Consider the following 26,390-nt stretch of genomic DNA (forward strand, 5'->3'; position numbering starts at 1 on the left):
TCCTCCAAGATTAAGTATAAAGGTTCTTTTGATACTTTTACAACATTACTTATGTGTGTAAAATAAACGTATGACAGGGAATACTGAGAAAATAATAAAAAAATACATAGAAGGTGTCGGAAGAGCTGACGCTGATGCGAAGATCAGGGCAAAAGAGTATGACGATGCGCTGATAAAGCCGCCTCGCAGCTTGGGAAAGCTTGAAGATATTGCGGTTAAGCTCGCAGGAATAACAGGACATGTTAAGAACAGGATCGGATGCAAAAAGATTCTGGTTTTTTGTGCCGACAACGGTGTAACGGCTGAAGGAGTCGCTTCTGCGCCCGTTTCCGTAACGGCAAGCCAGGCTGTCAACATGACTTCGGGAATAACGGGAATGTCTGCGCTTGCAAAGAATTTCGGCGCGGAAGTTGTGGTTGTTGACGTTGGGGTTGCGACTGAGTTTCCGCTTACATTTGATGGGAAAAAGGCACCTATAATAGATAAAAAGATCAGAAAAGGTACCGGAAATATCGTATGCGAGCCTGCTATGAGCATGGACGAGTGTTTGTGCGCCATATTGACGGGAATTGAGATCGCGGTTGGGAATGATGATGGCGCGGAGCCGGGCTATATCGATCTTGTCGGAATCGGTGAGATGGGAATAGGAAATACCACAACTTCGGCAGCAGTTCTTTCTGCGATCACGGGAGTTTGCAGCGACGGTCTTACGGGGCGAGGAGCGGGAATCTCCGATGAGGCATATGACAATAAAAAGAAAGTTATAAACAAGGCTCTTTCTTTGCATGGGCTTACGGATGCGGTCGATAAGTATGTCGATGATTTTGGGGCGGTTACGGATATTTTGTCCAAAGTAGGAGGACTTGATATCGCGGCTATGTGCGGAGCGTTTATCGGAGCAGCGTACTCGGGAAAAGGAGCCGTGATAGACGGATATATTTCGGCAGTGGCGGCTCTTCTTGCGGTAAAGCTGTGTCCTGCGGTGTCGGATTATCTTTTTCCCTCACATGTATCTACGGAACCTGGTTATATGCTTGCGATTAAAGAGCTGGGACTTAGGCCGTACCTTGACCTTAATATGGGGCTCGGCGAGGGAAGCGGATGCGTTCTTGCGTTTGGTGTTATCGAAGGCGCGTGCGCAATGATGAATGATATGGCCACATTTGAAGGCGGCGGAATTGACGATTCGTATCTGGAAGGAATCAGGTAAAGATGATAGTTCTCTTGACGGGAGGCTGTAAAAACGGCAAATCGAATACTGCTCAGGACATTGCCTGCGGTCTTAGGAAAAAGACCGGTGGAGGGCTTTACTACGTTGCGACTATGGAATCCACAGGTATAGAGGACGATGAGCGTATCAGAAAGCATGTGGAAAACAGAGCAGGGCTTGGCTTTGAGACTATAGAGATCGCAAGGGATATTAAGAGACTCAGCACGGAAAAAGAGAAGTTTCTTAAAATGGCGGATGAATGCAAAACAAATACATTTCTTGTGGACAGCCTGACAGCGCTTCTTGCAAATGAGATGTTTCGTGTGGACAAAGACGGAAATTTCACGGAGGATCCCTTTTCGGCAAAGAGGGTTTGCGATGATCTCAGTATCTTATGCAGGGAGAAGGATTATAATCTTATCTTTGTAAGTGACGGAATTTACAGCGATGCTGCGGTTTACGATATGAGCACAGAGGCATATCGTGAGGGACTGGCTCTTATTGAGAGAGAAGTTGCGGGATATGCGGATGAAGTTATTGAGATGTGCGCGGGAGAAGCTGTTTTGCATAAGTTTTTGCATAAGAAGGGAATTGTTGAAATGAGCAACAAGGATAATCGCGGAATTCTTGTAGTGGGCGGTGCAGGTCAGGGAAAGCTTGAATTTGCAAAGCTGCTTATCAGAGAAAGTGAAGATATCAGCGATAAAGATATTTATACCTTTGAACATAAAGAATGTGGCATGAATAAGAGCCTTGATGATATAGCCGAGGTTGTTCCCGGTGGCTGCAAGATCTATTACCATGCAGAGCGTCTTGTGCGCGGAACGGATATAAGCATAGAGGAGCTTTCGGAGCTTTTTTCCAAAGATGCGATAGTTATATGTGAAGATATCACCTGCGGGATTGTTCCTGTGGATGACACAGACAGGAAATGGCGCGAAGATGCGGGAAGATTTATGCAGGCGCTTGCGAAGAACAGGGATGTTTACAGAGTAATCTGTGGAATAGGGGAAAAAATAGGATGAAAAGTTTATTCAGGTCTTTTGCCATAGCGTTTTCAATGTACTCCAAGATTCCGATGCCTCAGTTTACTTGGGAAAAAGAGGATATGAAGTACAGCATTGTCTTCTTTCCGTTTATCGGCGCTGTTTTGTTTGCGGTTATAGGCGGGATAAGGTGTCTTGGGGCGATTCTTGACATGGGAAGTATTCCCACGGGGCTTTTTATGATGGCGGCAATTGTTCTTGTCACAGGCGGAATTCACGTTGACGGGTACATGGATTGCAGCGATGCTTTCTCTTCCTATGCAGACAGGGAGAAAAAACTTGAGATCTTAAAGGATCCTCATATAGGTGCGTTTGCGGTTATCAGAGTGCTTGCGCTTTCGGCGGTTTATCTTGCAAGCATTGCTATTATTCTGGATAAAGAGATTCTTTCGGATGTGTCATTGTTTTTTTCGGGAGAAGCTTCGATTATCCTTGGGTTTGGATTTATCTTATCGAGGGCGCTAAGCGGAATATCTGTTGTGAGTTTTCCATGTGCAAAGAGTGAAGGAACTCTCTACAGCTTTGCTGAAGGTGCAGACAAGAAGAGATGTCTTTCCATATTGGTAAAAGAAGCGCTGGTGGTTTCGATAGCGATGATACTGGTAGGGGGTATTTGCGGAGTTTGCGCGGTCTGCGCGGCGCTTTTGGTATTTGCGTATTACAAATATAAGACCGGCAGAGAACTTGGCGGAATTACCGGTGATGCGGCGGGATGGTTTTTGTGTCTTGCCGAAACTGCAATTGCGGTAGCGATATGTGCATACGTGCTTTTGGGAGGATTTTTGGGAGTATAGAGTGATATTTGTATTTGATAAACGTAATTTTGTGAAAATATTTAATCTTTTTTTATATAAAACAGCAGAATAATTGCTTATAATATAGGCATACACCGAATATATGCGTCGTTTTTGTAAGTTGTGGAAATGAAAGCCTTTGAAGAGGACTTTGGAGGAGTGAGGCAGAATGATAAGAAGCGTATTTATCGTTATATTTGTCTTACTTATTGCCATATTAATGCTATGTGGTATTGCTTCATGGCGCTCTGAAAAGACTATAGGCAGATCTGTAGGTTTGTTCTGTTTTTCTCTTATTCCTCCGGTTCTCGGAAACATGATAATTGTCGGTGCAACCACTGAAAATATGGCTTCTGTCGGTTGCTATATTTACTACATCGGCATGAATCTTGTGATGTACACTTTGATAAATTTCACAAATAAATATTGTATCAGGCAAAATGATACGGACAAAAAAGCCGGAATTGTGCCTGATTGGATTAAATACATACTTGTAATAGATGCGGTACAGGTCTTTATGAACATAGTGTTTAAACACGCTTTTGTCTTGCAGGAAATTGAAGCGTACGGAAAGCCTTATTTTATTATGGAGGCATTACCCGGTCAGATTGTTCATAGAGTTGTTTGCTACGGCGCTATGGCTATGATAATGATAGTTTTTATCATCAGGAGCATACAGGCTTCAAGGCTCCACAGAGAGCGCTATATTGTTATACTCATCAGCATGATGATCGGAACTTTTTGGCAGACATACTATATCTTTTCCCGGACTCCGATCGACAGATCTATGATAGGATTTGCTGTATTAGGATTTCTGATATTCTATTTTTCAATCCACTACAGACCGCTTCGCTTGCTGGACAGCATGCTTGCGGATATTGTAAATGATACGACGGTAGCGGTTTTTTTGTATGAACCTGAGGGAAAATGTATCTGGATAAATGAGTCTGCGAAAAAGCTTACAGGTATAAAAGGTAATGATCTTGAAGGTGCATCAATGGCGCTAAGAGATCTTATTGGTGAAACGGCCAATATTTTGGAGATGAATGAGACTGAGACTGAGATAATCCGGCAAATAAATGAAGACGAGTTGAGTTTTATGATAGCCAGAAACAGCTTTTTTGACGGAAGTGGGAAAAAACTGGGATCATATGTGAGGGTCAGAGATATAACGGAAGAGAAACAACGCATCGAGGCAGAGATGTTCGCTTCCAATCATGATGAGCTTACCGGCCTGTACAACAAGGAATATACATACAAGAAGATTTCAGATCAGCTTAAACAACATGCACTTAATGATTACTATATTGTACGAATTAATGTGTGCGATTTTAAGGTGTTCAATGATGTTTTTGGAAAAGCATTCGGTGATGCGGCTCTTAAGCAGGTTGCTGACTGGATAAGGAAGTATTCGGATGAAAGATGTATATACGGTCGTATAAGTGGAGACAGCTTTGGATCTTGTCTTCCAAAGAGTGAGTTTATAGAGGAAGTGCTTGAGAGTGATCTGGCGCGTTTTACCGTACGTCTTGGGGATATTGAACAGAATCTTATGGTACATCTGGGATTTTGCGAGATAGGCGATGACGATCAGGATGTATCTGTTTTGTTTGACAGAGCAAGTGTGGCTCTTGATTCAATAAAGGATGATTATAAAAAACATGTTGTATTTTTTGACAGGAAGATCAGGGATAGGATGGTCTGGAATCAGGAAATATCAGCCCAGCTTGATGATGCCATAGCGCAGGAACAGATAGTTCCTTATCTGCAGCCTATAGCAGACAATACAGGCAAAATTGTCGGAGCGGAAGCGCTTGCCAGATGGATCCATCCGCTTCATGGATTTATGTCCCCTGCAGATTTTATTCCTCTGTTCGAAGAAAACGGTATCATCGTGGATCTGGACAAACATATCTGGAAATTGGCTTGTCGGATATTGAAGGGATGGAAAGAAAAATATCCCGATCTTTTTATTTCCGTTAATGTATCTCCGAAAGACTTCTATCTGACGGATGTTCTTTCGGATATAGTAGGTTTCGTCAAGGAATATGAGATAGAGCCCAAGAGTCTTCGTATTGAGGTCACAGAGAGCAGTATGATGAGAGATACTGACGACAGGATGAGGACTCTTGAAGAATTCAGAAAACAGGGATTCATTGTTGAGATGGATGATTTCGGAAGCGGTTATTCATCACTTAATATGCTCAAGGATATGCCTGTGGATGTGCTTAAGATTGATATGAAGTTCCTTGGAAAATCAAGCGATGAACAACGTGCGGATATAGTTATAAAGAATGTTATCAGACTTTCGGAAGATCTTAGTATTGTTTCACTTGCCGAAGGCGTGGAAACTAAGGAAGTATTTAATCAGCTGAACAATCTTGGGTGCAATCTTTTCCAAGGGTATTATTTCTCAAAACCTGTGCCGCTTAATGAATTTGAGGCTATGCTGAGTGAAAAGAAGATGATATGATGCAGATATGATGGAATTTTGGGCGGAGTATTGTAAGTACATATCTGTTGCAATTTTAGCAGGGGTCATAATCGATATTATTGTCGGAGACCCTGCTTTTTTGCTGCATCCTGTGCAGATTATTGGAAAGCTGATAGAAATCTTGGAGAAACTTTTGCGCGGGAAAAAAGTGACCGAAACAGGCGAAGATGCCGGGGAAAGCGGTAAAGTAGGTAGCGGTTTAAAAGATTTTGTGCTTGGCGTGATAGAGGTTATGGTTGTTGTAGCGGTTACGGGCGGTGTTTCTTTTGGAATCTGCTATCTTGCATACAGGATACATACATATCTTTTGCTTGCGGTAATGAGTGTGATGTGCTGGCAGTGCATCGCGGCAAGGAGTCTTCGCGATGCGGCAATTGCGGTATATGTTCCGCTTTCAAAGGGGGATGTCGAAGGCGCAAGAAAAGCGGTATCGATGATTGTCGGAAGAGATACGCAGAGCCTTGATGATAAAGGGATTGCAAAGGCTGCGGTTGAGACTGTTGCGGAGAATACGAATGACGGCGTTATCTGTCCTCTTTTTTACCAGATGCTTGGAGGACCTGTACTTTCTTATGTGTATAAAGCGGTAAGTACGATGGATTCAATGATTGGGTACAAGAATGACAGATATATGTATTTCGGAAGAGCTGCGGCTAAGACAGATGACGTGTTTGCTTATGTACCTGCAAGACTCAGCGCTGTCTTTATGATTGCGGGAACGGCTCTTTTGGAAGTGTGCGGAGCATTGTTTGGAAAAAATAATTCATTTAATTACAGTACAAAGAATGCAGCCGGGATTTTTGTAAGAGACAGGTATAATCATGCCAGTCCCAATTCGGCGCAGTGTGAGAGCGTATGCGCGGGTGCTCTTGGGCTTAAACTTGCGGGACCTGCGAGTTATTTCGGTAAACTTCATGACAAGAAGTTTATAGGAGATGAGCACAGACCGATTGAGTCTGAAGACATAAAACGCAGCATACTTCTTATGAATATGACGACAGCTCTTTTTGTGATAATTTATTTTGTCATATATATTTTCGTGAAGCTGCGATAATGGTATACTCCAATACGGATGATAATTTACGAAAATGACGTATTTTATACAAAACAGAAAAATGGATGTAAGAAAATGGATAAAAAATCAATCTTAAACAACAAAATGTTTTTGTACATGACAGAGTTTTTTGCGGGAATGTCTGTTATGGCAGTTGAGCTTGGAGCCAGCAGACTTCTTGCTCCTTATTTTAGTTCTTCACAGATTGTGTGGACGATCATAATCGGAACCATAATGATAGCCATGGCGCTTGGAAATATCTACGGCGGCAAGGCAGCAGACAAAGACCCCGATCCGGGAAAACTTTATAAGAGAATTCTTATTGCAGCTATCTGGATCGCTGCGATTCCCGTTCTCGGTAAATACATAATAATTGCAATTTCTGCGGCGGTTATATTTGCGGTTAACAGTAATTTCCTTGTAATAGCGGCATTCGCGACATGTATGATCGTGTTCGTGTTCCCTCTTTTTCTTCTGGGAACAGTAACACCTTCACTTGCCAAGTATACGACGGAGTCACTTGATGACAACGGCAAGATAATCGGAACTCTCGGGGCATTTAACACAGTCGGAAGCATTATAGGCACTTTTGTACCGACATTCGTTACGATCCCTGCGGTAGGAACGACCATAACATTTCTTATCTTTGCGGGAATATTGATTGCGCTTTGCATCGCTTTTTTTGTCAGTACGGGTAAAAAAGTGACTGTAAAAGCGGTGTCGGGACTTATCATTTTTATAGTATGCTGTTTTTTCGGGCACAGCACCTCATTTGCTTTTTGGGAAAATGACCTGACTTATGAGGGTGAGTCTGTTTATAACTATCTTCAGGTAAAAGAAGATCCGTACAGCGTGATCTTGTCGACAAACGTTCTGTTCGGAGTTCAGTCTATCCGCATCAAGAGCGGCGAGCTTACCGGAATGTACTATGATTATGCGATGGCTGCGCCATATATGAGCGGTATAAAAGAAAAAGCCGAAGCGGGAGAAAATGCTGAAGTTCTGATTCTCGGAATGGGAACGGGAACATATGCGACTCAGGTACTTAAATACTTTGATAACGTGAATGTTGAAGGCGTTGAGATTGATGATAAGATCACGGATCTTGCGTATAAATATTTTGAACTTCCTGAAAAAGCCAAAGTTACGACATATGACGGAAGAGCTTATCTTGCGGCAATCGACAAGAAATACGATGTCATTATGGTTGATGCATATCAGGATATTACTATTCCTTTTCAGATGTCATCGACTGAGTTTTTTAACATGGTAAAAGAGCACCTTAATCCGGGCGGAGTTATGGTAGTTAATATGAATATGTACAGCGATGATAACGAGTCTACAATTAACAGATATCTCGCAGATACCATTTCATCTGTGTTTGACAATGTTGTTACGGTAAAGGTTCAGAATTCTACAAATAAAGAGCTCTTTGCTACGGATAATGCGGAGTTTATGAATAGATTTGCCGAAAACAGTAAGCGTGAAGGCGATGAAAAGCTTCGTGAGATGATGGATATTGTTGAAGCAAACTGTGTTCCTTACGATGCGGGCAACAACATAATGACAGATGACAAGGCGCCTGTGGAGCTTCTAGGAATGAGGCAGATTGACTCGATAATTAAGGATGAAGTCAAGTATTATAAGGAAATATACAAGACTCAGGGACTTGATGGTCTGTTTTAAAAAAAGTATGGCAAAAAATATGTGTTATCATTATAATGTTATTAATAACTTGAAAAGGTGATAACACAAATGCCTGTTTATACAAAATTATTTGTCGCTTTTTTTCTGGCAATATTCTTTATTAATTATATAAAACACTTATCGATAAGGCTTTCCAATGTATTGTTATTATTGGCAAGTCTTATTTTTTATGCGTGGAGCGGAGTTGTATTTGTTCCTGTGATAATAGGCTTTGGGCTTGTGACATACGCTTCAGGTTTTATAATAGAAAAACTTGGAGCGGATTCAAAATATGATTCTATAAGAAAAGCGGTCATGATTGTCTTTGTGGCTGTTGAACTGTTACCTATCTGCATTGTAAGAGTGTTTGGGTTAATATTTAGATATTCAAATCACAAAGAAATGCTGATTCCTCTTGGCCTTTCATTTTTTTCTCTACAGATCGTGACTTATACGGTGGGAGTTTATAAAAAGAAAATTCCCGCAGAAAAAGATATTTTGAATATTCTCTTGTTTGTCTGTTTTTTTCCATGTGTTTCCAGCGGCCCGATTCAAAGGGCAGAGAATCTTATTCCTCAGATAAAAAAAGAAAAAGCTTTTGATTATGAAAGAGCGGTTAGAGGTCTGATATTGATGGCCTGGGGCTTTATGAAAAAGCTGGTGCTTGCGGATAATCTGGCATTGTATATCGATTCCGTGAGGGGAGCCGAGGGCGAAAAATATGGAACGGCTCTTTTACTTACGGTAGTTCTATATTCATTCAGACTTTACTTTGATTTTTCGGGATACTCAGATATTGTTACAGGTTGTGCAAAGGCTATTGGATACGATCTTGGCAAAAACTTCGATCATCCTTATCTTTCGCATTCTGTTGGAGAGTTTTGGCGAAGATGGCATATATCACTTAGCAGTTGGCTAAGAGACTATGTTTACATACCGCTTGGAGGCAGCAGAACACAGGAGTGGAAGATTTACAGAAATCTCATTATAACTTTTGCGATAAGCGGAATTTGGCACGGAGCTGGAATTACATGGATCTTGTGGGGATTGTTTCATGGAATATGTCTATGCTTCGAGAGGGCATTTGGAAGTAAAAACAAAGAAAAGTCTGCATTTTCTGTAGTTACGACATTTATACTTGTGACTTTCGGATGGATTATTTTTTCCGTCGATACGCTTGGTGAGGCTGTAAGTATTATTGCATCATTTTCGCGTATTCCCAATGAGCTGTTCGGTGTTATGCCAAAGCTCTTGGGAAGCGGACTTACGATAAGCATGGCGTTAAGAGAACTGTTAATGGTTCCCGCGAGTTTTAGTATGTCGGTTATGCTTGCCGGAATCGTTATATATATGGTTATAAGCGTGATCACATATAAGAGACCGGGAATAGACATTCTCAGGGAAAAGAAATCCGTGGTGAGGTGGAGTGCATATTTTGCCCTGATCCTGATAATTCTTTTCCTTGGGCAGGCAGGTGTAGAAGAGTTTGTATATAACAGGTTTTAGGTGATGAGAATGAAAAAGTTGGTGATTCGTCTTTGCTTTTTTATAATTCCGGTGATGATATATGCCGGCGCATGTGTATTTGTCGATGCGTACAATGTCTTTCATGTGGATAATGTGAGACTGACAGATATTACGCCGAACCAGAATTTTATTAAGACAAAGTATCTTTTGCAAAATAAAGGGAAATTTAATGCGCTTTTGCTTGGCTCATCAAGAGTGGCAAATCTTCCGAAAGAAGGACTTCCGGAAAAGACGGATGATGGCAGGGAGCTTAACTGGTACAACATGACTTATGCCATGGGGAGCTCTTCAGAAAACTATGATACTGTTAAAACGCTGATTGACGGCGGAGTGAAACTCGATGAATTGATCATTCTTATCGACGATGTATCTATGTGGAAGGGAGTTACCAAAGGCTTAGACAATCCGATCTTTACAACATATCAGACGTATGAAGAGTCACCGATAAGGTTTTACTATTCGTATCTTAAGCTAAAACCTGTATGGAGAATTGTACCGCAGATATTTTTTGAGTACAGGCTAGGAGAGAACAACGAGGGAAAAAAGCTTTTTTACAGCTATGGCGTGGATGTTAACAATACAAATATGGAGATCGGAAGTGCAGGAGATATGCCTGAACCTGAGAATTCTCTTGAATACGATGGTGGTTCGGGAGCAGTTGGGGCAATCAAAGACCTTTCTGAGTTGTGCAAAGAGCAGAACATTAGGCTTATTGTGGTAACATCCCCGATTTTGGAGTCTACATATGAAATGGCGATCTCAAACGGATATCTGGATTTTCTTTATGATGTGGCACAGGTTACGGATTATTATCTGTTTTCGGGAATAAATACATACACAGTAGGTCCTGAATATTATTTTGATGCTTCTCATTTCAGACCCGTTGTCGGCCTTGAGATGGAAAAGGTCATGTTTGGCGACGAGGATGTAAGGAATATGGCAGTTGAAAAAGCAAAGAATGATATGAGCCTAGTGGAGTTTGGGCACCTTGTTACCAAGGAAAATTCGGTAGATGTGATTGAAAATCTGGAACAGGAAATAAACGAATTGAATAGAAAATAAAATGTTACATCAGTATTTATGTTTTATGAGTTGAATTAAAGTCGAAATAGCGAGTTGTGCACAATTAACAGCACTTAGTGATAAATAATTAGCAATTTTTGGATACCTCTTTGTAAAATAATATGTTACAATATTTTTACCCAATGGGGAATGGGTTTAACATATTATTAACGGGAGGATGCTATGAAGGTAAAAAGTATTAATGGCGTAGTTGCCAAAGTTATGGCGTTTATGTGTGCATTTTCAATGTGTGTATCTGCATCAACAGTAGATGCACAGGCTGCAGATGCAACACTTCTGAATACATATGGCAGTACATATGGACGTTCAGGAACATGTATTAATTTGTATCAGTTAAGAGATTCAAATCAGTTAAACATTCTAAAGAAACATTATAATTCTATCACACTTGAAAACGAGATGAAGCCGGATGCTTTGCTTGGAGGTTCACCTAAACTGATCTCAGTATCAGAGGCAAAGAACAGAGGATACTATATCCCCGACGGTTATCGTGAATCAAATGTACCCCAGATTAATTTCGGAACAGTAGATGAAGTAATGAAGATCTGTAGCCAGAACGGTCTTGGCATGAGAGCGCACACGCTTGTATGGCATTCTCAGACACCGTCATGGTTCTTCAGAAGCAATTACTCAGGAAATAGCGGATTCGTAAATCAGCAGACAATGGATGCCCGTCTTGAGATGTATGTAAAGACAGTTATGAATCACGTATATTCAAGCCAGTATGGCGGATGCGTTTACGCTTGGGACGTTGCAAATGAAGTAATTCATGCGAACAACTCAGGTTGGGAAGCTGTTTATGGAAATAACAGAACCAATGCTTCTTATGTAAAGAAGGCATTTAACTATGCTTATGAAACTCTTGAAAAATATAAGCTTACAAATTCAGTTAAGCTTTTCTACAATGATTTCAACACTTATCAGGAAGTACAGAAGGTTACTACTCTTGTTAATTATATAAATCAGGGCAAAAAGGTTTGCGCAGGTGTTGGTATGCAGTCTCACCTCGGAACAAATTACCCTTCGGTTGATACATATATCAATGCTATGAATTCATTCCTTAAGTCAGGATTTGAAGTACAGGTAACAGAGCTTGATATTACAAATAAGGGTGATGGCGATATGGCCAACTACTCTTACGATCTCTTCAAGAAGATCAACCAGATAAAGAAGAACGGCGGAAACGTTACAGGTATTACATGGTGGGGATTGTCAGATCAGACAACATGGATCAACAACTCAAAGCCTTTGTTGTTCTCTTCACCCGGACAGCCTAAGCAGGCTTACAACAAGGTTATTCAGGCATATACGGATGTTATCGGTCAGCCCGGCAGCGGACAGATCAATCCACAGCCACAGCCTCAACCACAGCCACAGCCTCAGCCGGATAACAAAAACAATAATGGCAATAACAACAATAACGGACAGACAAATCCGCAGCCACAGCCCACACCTCAGCCGCAGCCGCAGCCCACACCTCAGCCGAGCGGCAATCAGACAAACAACAATGCGGCATCAGGTGTTCAGGATGGATGGTATTATCTGAAGGATGTTAATTCTCAGAAGTATCTCACGGTAAAGAATGACAAGGCAAAGAAGACTACTAATGTACAGATTGAAAAGGGTACAGGAGCCAAGGGCCAGAAGTGGTACGTTCAGAATAAGGGTGACGGTTATATCACACTTAAGTCAGGACTTGGTGAGTTCATGCTTGATGTTGTATACGGAGAAGATAAGAACGGTACAAATGTTCAGATTTATGATGCGGTAGGACATGATGCGCAGCAGTTTATGCTTAAGCCTACAAAGAAGAGTGGCGTTTATATAGTCGCTACAAAAGCATCAAAGGGAACAAAGAATCTTGATGTATATCAGCATAAGACATCCGATGGCACAAATGTATGCCAGTGGAAGCATAACGGCAATGCAAATCAGCAGTGGGCTTTTGAACCTGCACAGTAATGATTATAGATTTTTTCAAAAAGGTATTGAGAGGTTTTATGGTTAAGTCAATTAAAAGAATGCTTGGCGTAGCAATGGCGTGCACGCTGGTTGCAGGCTCTGTTGTGACGACAGAAGCTGCAGGTGTTGAGAAAGGAAGCTATGTCAAAGGCGATAATGAAAATAACCCGCTTGTAACACAGAGTTACGGTGCGGATCCCGGCGTACTCGTTTATAACGATACGGTATATATATATACAACCAATGACTCACAGGAGTTTGCGGGAAACAATAAGAATACATATCAGAAGATAAATCAGCTCAACTGCTATTCTTCTAAGGATCTCGTAAACTGGACAGATCACGGAGCATTTAACATCGCAGGAGGAAACGGTGCAGCCAGATGGGCAAGCAATTCATGGGCACCGACGATCTGTTCAAAGAAGATCAACGGAAAAGATAAGTTCTTTTTATATTTTGCAAATAATGCAAGCGGAATCGGTGTTCTTACAGCGGACAGCCCTACAGGCCCCTGGAAAGATCCTATCGGACACGCTCTTATAACTAAATCAACTCCCAACTGTAACGTGGAGTGGTTATTCGATCCCGCTGTACTTGTAGACAGCGACGGAACAGGATATCTGTATTTTGGTGGCGGAGTACCTCAGGGACAGGACGCTCATCCAAAGACTGCAAGAGTAATCAAACTCGGCGCAGATATGGTAAGTACATCCGGAACTGCAGCTACAATTGATGCTCCTTATCTTTTCGAAGATTCAGGTATCAACAAGATCGGTAATACATATTATTATTCATATTGCTCTAACTGGAATTGCGGAAACGGATTCAGAAATGCGACAATTCAGGTTATGACAAGTAATAACCCTATGGGACCTTTTAACCATCAGGGCGAGATCATGGCAAATCCTGCATCAACATTCAGAGGATCTGACGGAAATAACCATCATCAGATTTTTGAGTTCAGAGGCAACTACTATATGGCATATCATACTCATACGGTAGAATCCAAAGTAGTAGGCAATAACCTCGGATACAGAACAACTCACATTGATAAGGTTAATGTATCAAACGGCAGGATCAACGCTGTTCAGCAGTCACTTAACGGCGTTCAGATGAAGCCAAATGTTGATCCGTATAACTGGGTTGAAGCAGAGACAATGTTCACTCAGGCAGGAATTTCCGTAAAGGGTAATTCAAACGGAACAGCTTTTGTTTCTAATATAGATAACGGCGATTATACAAAGATCAAAGGTGTAAACTTCTCTAATGGTGTATCTTCAATTACAGCAACTGTTCAGAGTAACGGAAACGGAAGTATTGAAGTAAGAGAAGGATCTCCTTCGGGCAATCTGCTTGGAACAATCAATGTTTCGGGTACAGGCGGATCGTTTAAGGATTTCACAGGTGATGTGAAGAGCGTATCAGGTTCAAAAGATATCTGTCTTGTATTTAAAGGCTCATTCTCTTTTGACCGTTGGAAGGCAAATAACGGAAATGCCGGTGGAAATACCAATCCTCAGCCACAGCCTGTGAACGGAGATAACGGCAAGAAGGATAATAAAGACAATAAGGATAACAAGAATAACAACGGACAGAATAATCCTCAGCCTACACCTCAGCCACAGCCACAGCCGACTCCTCAGCCTCAGCCGAGCAACGATCAGTCAAAGAACAATACTGTAACGGGAGAGGTTCAGGATGGATGGTATTATCTGAAGGATATTAATTCACAGAAATACCTTACTGTAAAGGATGATAATGCAAAGAAGGTTACAAATGTTATTGTCAGCAAGGGTACAGGCGTAAAGGGACAGAAGTGGTATGTTCAGAACAAGGGCGACGGTTATGTAACTCTTAAGTCTGCACTCGGAGAGTTCATGCTCGATGTAGCTTACGGAGAAAATAAGGATGGCACAAATGTTCAGATTTATGATGCGGTAGGTCACGACGCTCAGCAGTTTATTATAAAGCCTACAAAGACAAGTGGTGTTTATACGGTAGGAACAAAGTCATCAGGCGGTACAAAAGTGCTTGATGTGTATCAGCATAAGACCAATGACGGCGCGAATGTATGCCAATGGAAAGCTAACGGAAAGAAGAACCAGCAGTGGAAATTTGAGCCTGTCAATTCTTCAGGTCAGCAGGATAACAGAAAGCAGGCTGACAATAATAAGCAGACAAACGATCAGAAGCAGAATGATAATAATAAACAGGCCGACAACAATAAGCAGTCAGATAATCAGAAACAGGCAGATAACAAGCAGAACAACCAGACAGGTAACTCACATGCCAATCCTACTGCAACGATAGCAAACAGCATTCCTTCAAAGTATTCGGCAATAAGAAACGGTGAAGGTTCGGGAACTGTTAAGAACATTTCTTATACAGCCCATGATGCTTCGAACGGACATACATATACAAAGAAGGCAAATATCTACCTTCCCGCTAATTACAGCTCTGACAAGAAGTATAGTGTACTTTATCTTCTTCACGGAATCGGCGGAAATGAAAATGAGTGGGGAATGACAGGAAATAATTCCCAGGTAAAGGCTATTATGGATAACCTTTCATACTATGGTGACATTGATTCATTCATCGTGGTAACTCCTAACGGAAAAGCTTCACAGAGCGGATCGACAGATTCTTTCTATTCTTTCGGAAAAGAGCTTAGAAACGATCTGATTCCGTATATTGATTCTAACTACAGCACATACGCTGACAGAGATCACAGAGCTATCGCCGGCCTTTCAATGGGCGGAATGCAGACTATTAACATTGGTCTTGGAGAGTGTGTTGACTTATTTGGATATTTCGGAGCATTCTCAGCTGCACCTACGAGTAATACTGCGGATAAGACAGCATCTCTTTTGAAGGATAACAAGTATCCGATCCACTATTTCTACAATATCTGTGGACTTCAGGACGGAACAGCTTATCAAAGTGCATCTGCTGCTGCAAAGAATCTTCCGGCAGCATGCAATCAGTTTGCGGCAGGAAAGAACTTTACATGGCAGGAACTCAACGGTTCACATGATTTCAATATCTGGTACCTTGGATTCTACAATTTTGCACAGATTGCTTTTAAGTAATAACTTTAAGTGAAAAATAAAAAAAATCTAATAATTTATGAAATTTTGTCTAAAATATGATATTATTTAGTAGAAGATGTACTTAGCGTATTCAACCGTGTTTTTTGACGAGAAAGGAGCGACTTCCTATGGAAAACAGCCGGCTTCAATATTCTCCGTTCAAACCGAATTTGAAGACAGCCGAAGTATTTGCGTGGGGCGATCCGGAGTATAATCTTTTTGACCAGCTCAATGAGAAGTATGAGAAGAGTCATCCGGAGTTTCATGATCTTTCTGCATATGAGAAGATGGTCATAAGAGAGCAGATTCATCATGAGGCAATAGGGCTTACACCTTTGAATCTCATTATGGATTTTGTGGAAGACCCACAGTTTGATGAGTTTAGAATCATATCGACCTGATAAATAAGACAAAACAAAAGACCTAAGCACTAAGAGGCTTAGGTCTTTATTTTTACTTTATATAGAGATTAAATTAATCAAGTCTTTAGTAACTGTGCTTCACGGATCTGTTCATTTACGTCCGATAAAAACTCGTGATTTGTGGGATCTGTGATGAAGGTGAGAAAATCGGTTGCTTCTTTTACCGAGAGATTCTGTATACCTATAAGATAATCGAGGATTTCCTCGTTCGTCTTGCCCTCGCTCAAATAATGATCGACTATATCAAAGAGAAGCATGAAACGGCGCATTTTTGCCCGTGTACTTATCTGATGTAGCTCAACTACAATCGAAACAAATATAAACATTGATATTCCCGAAAAAAGAAAGAATAAAATGCCATAGATATATTTGGCTGATTGAATATGTATGAATCCCGAAGAAAAGCCGGACACTGCGAAAACAAGCAGTGATGTGAGTACAATCCCAAGCCTTGCTTTGTTCTGTTCATAGACAGTCAGAGTCATAAATTTAACGGTAATACCGAAGATTAAGTAGAAGACAAATGCAAAAGCAATCCCCAAGTAAGACAACTGAAGCATAATTTTATTCCCCCTTTAGCTAATTGTAGCAAGCATAAGTGATTAATGCAACGTAAATAGAGCTAATATTGCATTATTAATTAGTTTGATGTACTTTATATGTATTGTTTTGGGGGTTCGGTACACGTGATGACTAGAATAAAAGCCATTTTATTTGCGGTTAATTTTGTATTTCTGGTAGCACTGGTCTTTTTGTGCATAGGAAGTGAAGATTACCTCTCTGATCATATAATTGACAGCAACAAGTTCGAAAAAATAAAGAAATCAAGGACTCTTTCGGATGATATGAACATTCAGCCGGTCTTTGATGAACAGAAACTTTTCTATGATAGGGCAGCAGGAGCTTTTTTCTATTCTCTTATAGATGATGATAAAACGGCTTATAACCCGTCTGTTGATGTAGCGGGCGATTCAAATGTGCGATTCGCCTTTCTTAACTTTGGGATCACAGATGATGCGATCGCGAATAGTATTCCTCTTACATGTATTTTTTATGACAATAACAGTTATTGTGTCCGCAAGATTTTCTGTACCTTTTTGCCAATTATGAATATAGATTTCGATGGTAAGATAACAGAATTCGATACAGAGATGAGCATGCAACTTTATGATAATGGGGAGCAGTGTGAGACAAGGGATGTCTCATCTGACGGTATGATCAGGATTCGAGGCGGCAATACGAGATCTTTTCCCAAAATGCCTTTGAAAATAACATTGATACACAGGAAGGAAGGCAACAATTATCAGAAGAATAACATGTCGCTTCTTGGGATGCGCAAGGATGACGATTATATTCTTTATCCTGCATATAACGATGCCGAGAAAGTGAGAAATGTTTTCAGCCAGAATCTTTGGTACAACAGCTGCAGAAAGAATAATCGCTACGGAATCACGACAGGAGTGGAATACAGATTTTTAGAGCTTTTTATAAACGGGGAGTACAGTGGACTTTATGCACTCGGATACACTCCGGATGAGAAGATGGTCGGTATTTCCAAAGATGATGAGCATACGGGGTTTTTTAAAAAAGTTGTAGGTATTGATTCATCAAATATAATATATGACCAATACGGCGGGATATTCGGATGGCGCGCCGAAAATGTGCCTGCAGGCGCCGGTGCTGAAAGCTATGCGGAAAAAAGATGGAAACTTCTGAGGGATTATCTTGAAAATCTTCAGGCTAATTCAGAGAATGTGGAGGAACTTAAAAAGAGTATTGATATAGATAATGCGATTGATTATACGCTTTTTACCAATCTGGTTCAGGGTGATGATAATCTTTTGAAGAATTTTTATCTTTGTGTAAAAGAAACACCGGGCGGATATTATTCATATTTTTGCCCGTGGGATCTTGATGTTACATGGGGAAATATGTGGGTTCCGAATGCTGAGAACGGCTATCTGCAGTATGGTCACAAACCTTATTACAATCTTCTTTTCGAGGACCTTTATTTGGGGCAGATAATGGCGGGAAACAGTAGTGACATTGTGGAAAAGAGTTGTGACAGATTTGCGGAACTCAGGAAAAATGCCTGGTCCGATGATACAATCCAAAGTATGCTCGATGAATATGAAAAGGATGTATGCTTTTCCGGTGCATATATCAGAGATAAAGAGCGTTGGAGCGGCGGAAGCTACAGAGCTGACGATGAGCCCGATAATTTTGACAGATTCAGGAAATATGTGGCTCAGAGACTTTCGGAGGCCGATGAATATTATGCCCGATTAAAGACGCTTGCCGCAGAGGATATCTTTATCAGAAGAGCGGCGCAGTATAAGTATTTTGATGATTCAAGCTTTGTTATTGAGATAAATGACAGAGAGTTTCTCGGCAACAGCGCTTATGTGGCACTTTTGAACAGAATCGGCGGTATAGATGTTGAAAAGATAGACGAAGATGTAAAGTATGTGATCAAGATTCCCGGAGAAGATGTTATATATCTCGAAGATTTTGCAGAAGAAACTTCTCCTTGTGAGAAGCCGGTCGAGACAACTGTCGAAGGTCATAAGCTTGTACTAAAGCAAGGAGCCGAGCGCGATTACCTGGATGAAGACGCGGGATATACCGTGTATCTTGACGGAGTGGCTTGCTATGATGCTTATACCGATGATAAGGAGCCGTTTATTGTTTCGCTGTTTTATGAAGGATTCGGAGAAAAGATGAATCTTAAGAGAGAATACAGAATAGATTTTAATTAAACAAAGTGTTGACTTTTTTCCTATGATAATTTAACCTTTTAAAATAAAAACAAGATTGTATACAAATATACATTTTGATTTTGGTATTGTGATTAGGAGGAAAAAATTATGAAGAAGTTTAGCAAAGCAGTTAGTGCGCTTATGGCTTCCGTAATGGCAGCATCAATGCTTGCAGGCTGCACAGATGCAGCAAGCACAGAGACACCTGACACTCAGGCGCAGGCACAGGGAACAGAGAGCTCGGCAAATGGCGGAGCTACATTCAAGATTGGTGCTATAGGACCTCTTACAGGTGCAGCAGCAGTATATGGTAATGCTGTATGTAACGCAGCGGAGCTTGCAGTTGAGGAGATCAACGAGGCAGGCGGTATCAACGGATATCAGGTAGAGTATAGCAAGGAAGATGACGAGCTCAATGCAGAGAAGTCAGTAAATGCGTACAATACTCTTAAAGACTGGGGCATGCAGATTCTTGTAGGATCAACAACAAGTGCATGTTCAATCGCAGTTTCAGAAAATACAAAAGCTGACAATATGTTCCAGCTTACACCTTCAGGATCGGCTGAAGAATGCGTTAAGTATGACAACGTATTCCGCGTATGCTTCTCAGATCCTAACCAGGGTATTGCTTCAGCGCAGTACATTGCAGATCACAATCTTGCAACTAAGGTTGGTATAATCTACGACAACTCAGACGTATATTCAAACGGTATTTATCAGAAGTTCAAGGAAGAGGCAGCAGGAAAGAACTTTGAGATTGTTTCAGAAGAGGCTTTCACAGCGGACAATGCAACTGATTTCTCAGTTCAGCTTCAGAAGGCAAAGGATGCAGGCGCAGACCTTGTATTCCTTCCTATCTACTATCAGGCAGCATCACTTATCCTTACACAGGCTAACACAATGGGATATTCACCTGTATTCTTCGGTGTTGACGGTATGGACGGAATTCTTTCTGTTGAGAACTTCGATACAAAGCTTGCTGAGGGCGTAATGCTTCTTACACCTTTCGCAGCTGATGCTAAGGATGATCTTACAGTGAACTTCGTTAAGAAGTATCAGGAGAAATATGGTGAAGTTCCTAACCAGTTTGCAGCTGATGCTTATGATGCAGTATATATCATTAAGCAGGCACTTGAAGCTAAGAGCGCAACTCCCGATATGAGTACATCAGATATCTGCGAAGCTGTTAAGGCAGCTATGACAGAGATCGAGGCATCCGGCCTTACATCTGCGAAGATGACTTGGGATGCTTCAGGTGAGCCTAACAAAGAGCCTAAGGCTGTTGTTATCAAGGAAGGTGCTTACGTTTCAGCAGAGTAATCGGCTAATCAACGCTTATTAAAGTGTTTAACGCGTAATCCGCGTAACTGCACAGTGAAGTGCTACGCAGGATACCCTCAAAAGGTGTCCTGCGTTTTCATATCACGGAATAGGATAAAAGTCCTGTTTGTGTGGTATTATTTATAACATAAGAAATATTAGGAATTATTTTTGGAGGTATACGATGAGCTTTCTTACTTATCTCATCAACGGACTTAGTCTTGGTAGTATTTATGCCATCATTGCACTTGGATATACCATGGTTTACGGAATAGCCAAGATGCTCAATTTTGCTCACGGTGATTTCATCATGGTAGGATGTTACGTGATATTCTCTGTGATCGGAGCAATGGGCGGCAATTCTACAACGGGAGTTATCATTGCTGTGGTGGTTTCCATAATTTTGTGTTCTCTTCTCGGAATCACAACTGAATTTATCGCGTACAGACCGCTCAGAGGAGCAGCATCTCCGCTGGCAGTTCTTATTACCGCTATAGGTGTCAGCTATTTCCTTGAGAATCTTGCGCTTATTATTTTTGGTGCTGACGTTAAGTCTTTTTCATCTGTAATAACATGGAAAGGAATTTCTTTTGCAAACGGAGAACTCAAGATCCAGGGTGTTACCATCGTTACTATTGCGGTTAGTATCATTATTCTTGTATGCCTTCAGCTTTTTATCAATAAGACAAAGCAGGGACAGGCAATGCTTGCTGTTGCAGAGGATAAGGGCGCTGCAACTTTAATGGGAATAAATGTAAATAAGACTATCATGCTTACATTTGCGATTGGTTCTGCTCTTGCAGCTGTAGCCGGTGCGCTTTTGTGTTCGGCTTATCCGAATCTGTCTCCTTATGTCGGAGCTATGCCCGGTATTAAGGCATTCGTTGCGGCAGTTCTTGGAGGAATAGGTTCTATTCCCGGAGCGATGATCGGCGGAATTGTACTCGGAATCGTAGAGATTCTCAGTAAGACATATATTTCTTCACAGCTGTCTGATGCCATAGTTTTCGGAATACTTGTAATCGTGCTTATTGTTAAGCCAACAGGAATTCTCGGTAAAGTCATTCAGGAAAAGGTTTAAAGAGGTGACGACTATGCGTATAGACAAAAAGACAAAAGACAATCTGATAACTTACGGAATCGTTGTTGCAACTTTCCTTATCGTACAGGCACTTGCTTCAACGGGACATCTTACAAATCATATCAAGGGACTTCTTGTTCCGATGACATATTATGCGATAATCGCAGTTGCGCTTAATCTCTGCGTTGGAATTCTCGGAGAGCTCAGTATCGGACACTGTGGATTTATGTGCATCGGTGCTTTTACAAGTGCCGCTTTTTCCAAGATTACTGCGGAGAAGATACCTTCAGGTCCGAGATTTCTTATCGCATTTGTTATAGGAATAGCATTTGCGGCATTGTTCGGATTCCTTATCGGTATTCCTGTACTCAGACTTAAAGGCGACTATCTTGCAATTGTTACACTTGCTTTCGGTGAGATTATTAAGAACGTGATCAATGCTTTTTATATCGGAATAGACAGCAAGGGAATGCATTTTTCCATGGAAAACCAGATGGCTCTCGGACTTGAGCCGGATGGGCTGATGGTTGTAAACGGAGCGATGGGAATTACGGGAACTCCACATGATGCAAGTTTTACCATAGGAATAGTAATGCTTCTTGTTTCACTTGTGGTAGTGCTTAATCTCATCAATTCAAGAGACGGCCGTGCGATCATGGCAATCAGGGATAATTACATTGCTGCAGAGGCATCGGGTATTAATGTGACAAGATATAAGATGCTCGCATTTACCATTTCAGCTGCGATCGCAGGTGCTGCAGGAGTTCTTTATTCACATAACATTACGACACTTACTGCTTCATCACAGTACTTCGGATACAATGCATCTATTATGATCCTTGTATATGTGGTTCTCGGAGGAATAGGAAACATCAGAGGAAGCGTTGTTGCTGCCTGCATATTGTACCTTCTTCCCGAGCTGCTCAGAGGCCTTAACAAGTACAGAATGCTTATTTATTCAATCGTTCTCATTGTAATGATGATCGTGAACTGGTCACCGAAGGTAATAGAGTGGAGAAAGAAAACATTTGCAAATTTTGGGATTAAGAAAAAGGTTTAAGGTGGTGAAATAATGGCACTTTTAGATGTAACCAATCTGAGCATTTCCTTCGGTGGACTTCGCGCGGTTGACGATTTTAATATGACGATTGAAAAGGGCGAGCTTTACGGACTTATCGGACCAAACGGTGCCGGTAAAACTACGGTGTTCAATCTTCTGACAGGCGTGTATAAGCCAAACGAAGGCAAGATAAAACTTGATGGCGAAGATATAACAAGAAAAAATACGATAGAGATAAATCATGCGGGAATAGCCAGAACGTTCCAGAATATCAGACTTTTCAAGCAGATGTCTGTTATTGATAACGTTAAGGTTGGCCTTTCCGAGAGATTCAAATACAGCACTCTTGAAGGAATACTTCATGTAGGAAGATATAAAAAAGTGGAGAAGCAGATAGATGATGAAGCTATGAGACTTCTTAAGGTATTTGATCTTGACGGGGAAAGAGATACTCTTGCATCAAATCTTCCTTACGGAAAGCAGAGAAAACTTGAGATTGTAAGAGCAATGGCTACAGATCCAAAGCTCCTTCTTCTCGATGAACCCGCTGCGGGAATGAATCCCAACGAGACAAAAGAACTCATGGAAACTATCGCGCTTGTCAGAAAAGAATTTGAGATGACGATTCTTCTTATCGAGCATGATATGAAGCTTGTTTCAGGAATCTGTGAGAAGCTTACGGTTCTGAACTTCGGTAAGGTTCTCTGCCAGGGCGAGACAAAAGAGGTTCTTTCCAATCCGGAAGTAATTAAAGCTTATTTAGGTGAGTAGAGCACTTGCCGAGGTATTATCGAGGCTAGTGCGAACCATGGGGATACACTTAGCGAGGTTTTTTCGAGCTTAGTGTATATCCAAGAGTAGAGCATTTACCATAAAAAATTAGAGGTATTATATGGAATCAATTTTAGAAGTAAACGATCTAAGCGTATATTACGGAGTTATCCAGGCTCTCAAGGGTATCTCCTTCAAAGTAAATAAGGGTGAAGTTGTAGCACTTATCGGTGCAAACGGTGCGGGAAAAACTACAATACTTCATACGTTGTCAGGGCTTATCAAAGCGGATGCAGGTCTGATAAAATATAAGGGAGAGGAGATAACCAAAGTTCCCGGACATAAGATCGTGTCTATGGGAATGGCTCAGGTTCCCGAGGGAAGACGAGTATTTGCTGAGATGACGGTTCTACAGAACCTTAAGATGGGAGCTTATACCAGGGATAACAGCGCAGAGTTTCAGGAAACACTTGAGAAAATCTACACACGTTTCCCAAGACTTAAAGAGAGATCCGGTCAGCTTGCCGGAACACTTTCAGGTGGTGAGCAGCAGATGCTTGCTATGGGAAGAGCACTTATGTCTCATCCCGACATTATCCTTATGGATGAGCCTTCAATGGGACTTTCTCCCATATTTGTAAATGAGATTTTTAATATCATCAGAGACGTAAACAAAGACGGCGTGACAGTTCTTTTGGTTGAGCAGAATGCAAAGAAAGCTCTTTCAATCGCGAACAGGGCATATGTCCTTGAGACAGGCAAGATCGTAAAAGAAGGAAATGCAGCCGATCTTTTAAATGATGAATCGATAAAGAAGGCTTACCTTGGTGAGTAGAGCACTTGGCGAGGTTTTTCCGAGCCTAGTGCGAACCATGGGGATACACTTAACGAGGTTTTTAACGAGTTTAGTGTATATCCCAAGAGTAGAGCACTTGGCGAGATTTTATCGAGTCTAGTGCGAACGTGTCATGGCGAGCGAAGCGAGAGCATGACTTCATTCAGCTTAGTGTAGGGGGGTATCGTATGAAGAACATTACTATCACTATTGCAAGACAGTATGGAAGCGGCGGAAGGACAGTCGGCAAGATGCTGGCAAAAGAGCTTGGAATCAATTACTATAACAAAGAACTTTTGCGTCTTGCTTCCGAAGAGAGCGGAATAAATGAGGATCTCTTTTTGGATGCCGATGAACGTTGCAGAACTATAGGCTTTTTTAAGATGCCTGCAAATGTTTATACGGGCGAAATACTTGGGCCTGACAGCAAGGATTTTACTTCGTTTGATAATCTCTTTAACTTTCAGGCAGCGACTATCAAGAAGATTGCTGCAACTACAGGCGGTGTAATAATCGGAAGAGCTGCCAATTTTGTGCTCAAAGATTATGATAATGTAATAAGCGTATTCGTCCATGCTCCGCAGGATTTCCTTATGGAGCAGGCAGGAAAGGTGCAGAGCCTTGAAGGCGAAGAACTTGAGAAGTTCATTGCCAGAGAAGATAAGTACAGGGCTGACTACTACGAACATCACACGGGATGTAAGTGGACAGATGCCATGAACTACGATCTTTGTCTTGACAGTAGTAAGCTTGGCTTTGAGAAATGCGTTGAGGCTATAAAGGCTTATGCCAAAGTAAGATTTGGGGAAATATAATATAGTTTTACAGATGATAAAAACTCCACGAAATATGTGGAGTTTTTGTGCGTTTTTTGGGGAATGTAGTATAATGTCTGATGATGTCAAAATGAAAAGATTTGGGGATGCTTTATGGAACGGATACAGATAATTATAAAAAGAACTCTTATTCTTTTTTCAATGTTGGTAGCGTGCGGAGTTATTGGCCAGTTGTTGCTTATAATGGCGTACTGTCTTCCGACAGAAGTTATTGCTCTTAATATTGGGAGAGGTGCTGAATCGCTGGTTCATCAAGGTGCAGAATACAATTATGCAGAGGATTATACCGAGAGCATTTTGGATAATGAGACAGATGCTATTATGTTAAGTGAAGCGCTGTTTCCAAGTGAGTCATGCGTGGAAGGCGCGGCATTGGTTCCTCATTATGTTTATGCTGATAAGGAGTCTCAGGTTTTTTCACTGATGGCTTTCCTTAATCATGATGATTTGTCAGATGTGACAATACTAAATTATCCAAGATACTGGCATGGATATTTGACGATATTAAAGCCGTTGTTTTGCATGTTTGATTATTCGGATTTTAAGATCATAAATCAGGCTATACAATTGACGATTATTTCAACAGTGTTGGTTTTGATGATGAAAAAGGGGCTGGAAAAATATATTGTTGCATTTTTACCCATGCTCGTTATATGGAATCCTGCCACAATGGGAGTTAGTCTTCAGTATGCAGCATGTTTTTATGTTTCGATGATTGGAAGCATAATTGTGCTTTGCAGGGAAACAAAGAAGGACTGGTTGCTATTTTTTGGGCTGGGAGTTGCTACTTCATATTTGGATTTTTTGACATATCCTATAGTGACATTTGGCATTCCGATGATATTCCTGATAATAAAAAAAGCTGAGAATCTTGAAAAACCGATTGAGAGAATTTTGGTTAACGGAGTACATTGGGCTATCGGATATGTTGGCATGTGGGCTTCAAAATGGATAATAGGTACAACCATTAGTCATGAAAATATCATTTCTGATGCGTTTTCCAATATTGAATCAAGAACGTCAATAGCTGTTGATGGCGAGAATATCACCAGAATTGGTGCGGTTATAAGGCTCACCGATGCAGCATTTTTTAAGTGGACGTATGTCTTGATGTTACTTGGAGTTGTAGTATATCTTTTTATCAAAAACTATAAAAAATTTAAATTGAATCCGGCAACAATCGCATTACTGGCGATTTCTATTATGCCAATAGTTTGGTTCATGTTTACTGCCAATCACAGTTACATACATCCCAGATTGGTTTATAGAAACTGGGGAATAACTGTTTTTGCCTTATTGAGCGTTCCGGTGACCGGAGCGAGAGAAAAGGTGCAAGGAAAGGATGAGTAAATATATTTTCA

Annotated in this window: 20 protein-coding genes; 19 read left to right on the plus strand and 1 reads right to left on the minus strand. The window is 41.1% G+C overall.

The features are described from left to right. Positions 1 to 70: 70 nt before the first annotated feature. From cobT to G628_RS0104045, 11 genes are all read left to right on the plus strand, one after another. On the plus strand, positions 71 to 1,210 hold the full coding sequence (gene cobT / locus G628_RS0103995) for a nicotinate-nucleotide--dimethylbenzimidazole phosphoribosyltransferase (protein WP_034468831.1): 1,140 nt from the start codon (positions 71 to 73) through the stop codon (positions 1,208 to 1,210). Positions 1,211 to 1,212: 2 nt separating this feature from the next. Continuing rightward, positions 1,213 to 2,235: a bifunctional adenosylcobinamide kinase/adenosylcobinamide-phosphate guanylyltransferase gene (locus tag G628_RS17950; RefSeq protein WP_051199012.1), complete on the plus strand. Its 1,023-nt coding sequence runs from the start codon at positions 1,213 to 1,215 to the stop codon at positions 2,233 to 2,235. Further along, positions 2,232 to 3,050, plus strand: a complete 819-nt coding sequence (locus tag G628_RS0104005; RefSeq protein ID WP_027208516.1) for an adenosylcobinamide-GDP ribazoletransferase — start codon at positions 2,232 to 2,234, stop codon at positions 3,048 to 3,050. Before G628_RS17950 ends, G628_RS0104005 begins: the two co-directional genes overlap by 4 nt. 169 nt (positions 3,051 to 3,219) lie before the next feature. Then, positions 3,220 to 5,523: a putative bifunctional diguanylate cyclase/phosphodiesterase gene (locus tag G628_RS0104010; protein ID WP_027208517.1), complete on the plus strand. Its 2,304-nt coding sequence runs from the start codon at positions 3,220 to 3,222 to the stop codon at positions 5,521 to 5,523. A gap of 7 nt (positions 5,524 to 5,530) precedes the next feature. Further along, positions 5,531 to 6,598 carry an adenosylcobinamide-phosphate synthase CbiB gene (gene cbiB, locus G628_RS0104015; protein ID WP_242827164.1) on the plus strand — a complete coding sequence of 356 codons (1,068 nt, stop codon included), beginning with the start codon at positions 5,531 to 5,533 and terminating at the stop codon, positions 6,596 to 6,598. Between the two features lie 75 nt (positions 6,599 to 6,673). Beyond that, positions 6,674 to 8,284, plus strand: coding sequence for a spermidine synthase (locus tag G628_RS0104020; RefSeq protein ID WP_027208519.1), 1,611 nt, complete (start codon positions 6,674 to 6,676; stop codon positions 8,282 to 8,284). Positions 8,285 to 8,455: 171 nt separating this feature from the next. Then, positions 8,456 to 9,790 (plus strand): MBOAT family O-acyltransferase, encoded by a 1,335-nt coding sequence (locus G628_RS16350; protein WP_196803700.1) that lies wholly within the window; start codon positions 8,456 to 8,458, stop codon positions 9,788 to 9,790. A 9-nt stretch (positions 9,791 to 9,799) separates the two neighbouring features. After that, positions 9,800 to 10,873 (plus strand): hypothetical protein, encoded by a 1,074-nt coding sequence (locus G628_RS0104030; RefSeq protein ID WP_027208521.1) that lies wholly within the window; start codon positions 9,800 to 9,802, stop codon positions 10,871 to 10,873. A 183-nt stretch (positions 10,874 to 11,056) separates the two neighbouring features. Then, positions 11,057 to 12,856: an endo-1,4-beta-xylanase gene (locus tag G628_RS17955; protein WP_081670548.1), complete on the plus strand. Its 1,800-nt coding sequence runs from the start codon at positions 11,057 to 11,059 to the stop codon at positions 12,854 to 12,856. A gap of 38 nt (positions 12,857 to 12,894) precedes the next feature. Further along, positions 12,895 to 15,945 carry a family 43 glycosylhydrolase gene (locus G628_RS17960; RefSeq protein WP_051199013.1) on the plus strand — a complete coding sequence of 1,017 codons (3,051 nt, stop codon included), beginning with the start codon at positions 12,895 to 12,897 and terminating at the stop codon, positions 15,943 to 15,945. Positions 15,946 to 16,073: 128 nt separating this feature from the next. After that, positions 16,074 to 16,346 carry a hypothetical protein gene (locus G628_RS0104045; protein ID WP_026655889.1) on the plus strand — a complete coding sequence of 91 codons (273 nt, stop codon included), beginning with the start codon at positions 16,074 to 16,076 and terminating at the stop codon, positions 16,344 to 16,346. 77 nt (positions 16,347 to 16,423) lie between these two features. Here the strand turns inward: G628_RS0104045 and G628_RS0104050 are convergent, their stop codons facing one another. After that, the gene (locus tag G628_RS0104050) at positions 16,424 to 16,927 is read right to left on the minus strand and encodes a hypothetical protein (protein ID WP_026667450.1); all 504 of its coding nucleotides are present in this window, start codon (positions 16,925 to 16,927) and stop codon (positions 16,424 to 16,426) included. Positions 16,928 to 17,056: 129 nt separating this feature from the next. On the opposite strand from G628_RS0104050, the gene G628_RS0104055 reads away from it, so the two are divergent. From G628_RS0104055 to G628_RS0104090, 8 genes are all read left to right on the plus strand, one after another. Then, positions 17,057 to 19,126, plus strand: coding sequence for a CotH kinase family protein (locus tag G628_RS0104055; RefSeq protein WP_027208522.1), 2,070 nt, complete (start codon positions 17,057 to 17,059; stop codon positions 19,124 to 19,126). Between the two features lie 108 nt (positions 19,127 to 19,234). After that, positions 19,235 to 20,446 (plus strand): ABC transporter substrate-binding protein, encoded by a 1,212-nt coding sequence (locus G628_RS0104060; RefSeq protein WP_026667452.1) that lies wholly within the window; start codon positions 19,235 to 19,237, stop codon positions 20,444 to 20,446. 184 nt (positions 20,447 to 20,630) lie between these two features. Continuing rightward, entirely contained in the window at positions 20,631 to 21,527 is an 897-nt protein-coding gene (locus G628_RS0104065; RefSeq protein WP_026655883.1) for a branched-chain amino acid ABC transporter permease, read from the plus strand. Between the two features lie 13 nt (positions 21,528 to 21,540). Continuing rightward, positions 21,541 to 22,587 carry a branched-chain amino acid ABC transporter permease gene (locus tag G628_RS0104070; protein ID WP_034462071.1) on the plus strand — a complete coding sequence of 349 codons (1,047 nt, stop codon included), beginning with the start codon at positions 21,541 to 21,543 and terminating at the stop codon, positions 22,585 to 22,587. Between the two features lie 12 nt (positions 22,588 to 22,599). Then, positions 22,600 to 23,358 (plus strand): ABC transporter ATP-binding protein, encoded by a 759-nt coding sequence (locus G628_RS0104075; RefSeq protein WP_026667453.1) that lies wholly within the window; start codon positions 22,600 to 22,602, stop codon positions 23,356 to 23,358. Between the two features lie 121 nt (positions 23,359 to 23,479). Then, positions 23,480 to 24,193, plus strand: coding sequence for an ABC transporter ATP-binding protein (locus G628_RS0104080; protein ID WP_026655879.1), 714 nt, complete (start codon positions 23,480 to 23,482; stop codon positions 24,191 to 24,193). 188 nt (positions 24,194 to 24,381) lie between these two features. Further along, the gene (locus G628_RS0104085) at positions 24,382 to 25,008 is read left to right on the plus strand and encodes an AAA family ATPase (protein ID WP_026655878.1); all 627 of its coding nucleotides are present in this window, start codon (positions 24,382 to 24,384) and stop codon (positions 25,006 to 25,008) included. Positions 25,009 to 25,122: 114 nt separating this feature from the next. Then, positions 25,123 to 26,379 (plus strand): hypothetical protein, encoded by a 1,257-nt coding sequence (locus G628_RS0104090; protein WP_027208523.1) that lies wholly within the window; start codon positions 25,123 to 25,125, stop codon positions 26,377 to 26,379. The last annotated feature ends 11 nt before the right edge of the window (positions 26,380 to 26,390 follow it).

This window comes from Butyrivibrio hungatei NK4A153, from assembly GCF_000424465.1.
Taxonomy (GTDB): domain Bacteria; phylum Bacillota; class Clostridia; order Lachnospirales; family Lachnospiraceae; genus Butyrivibrio; species Butyrivibrio hungatei_A.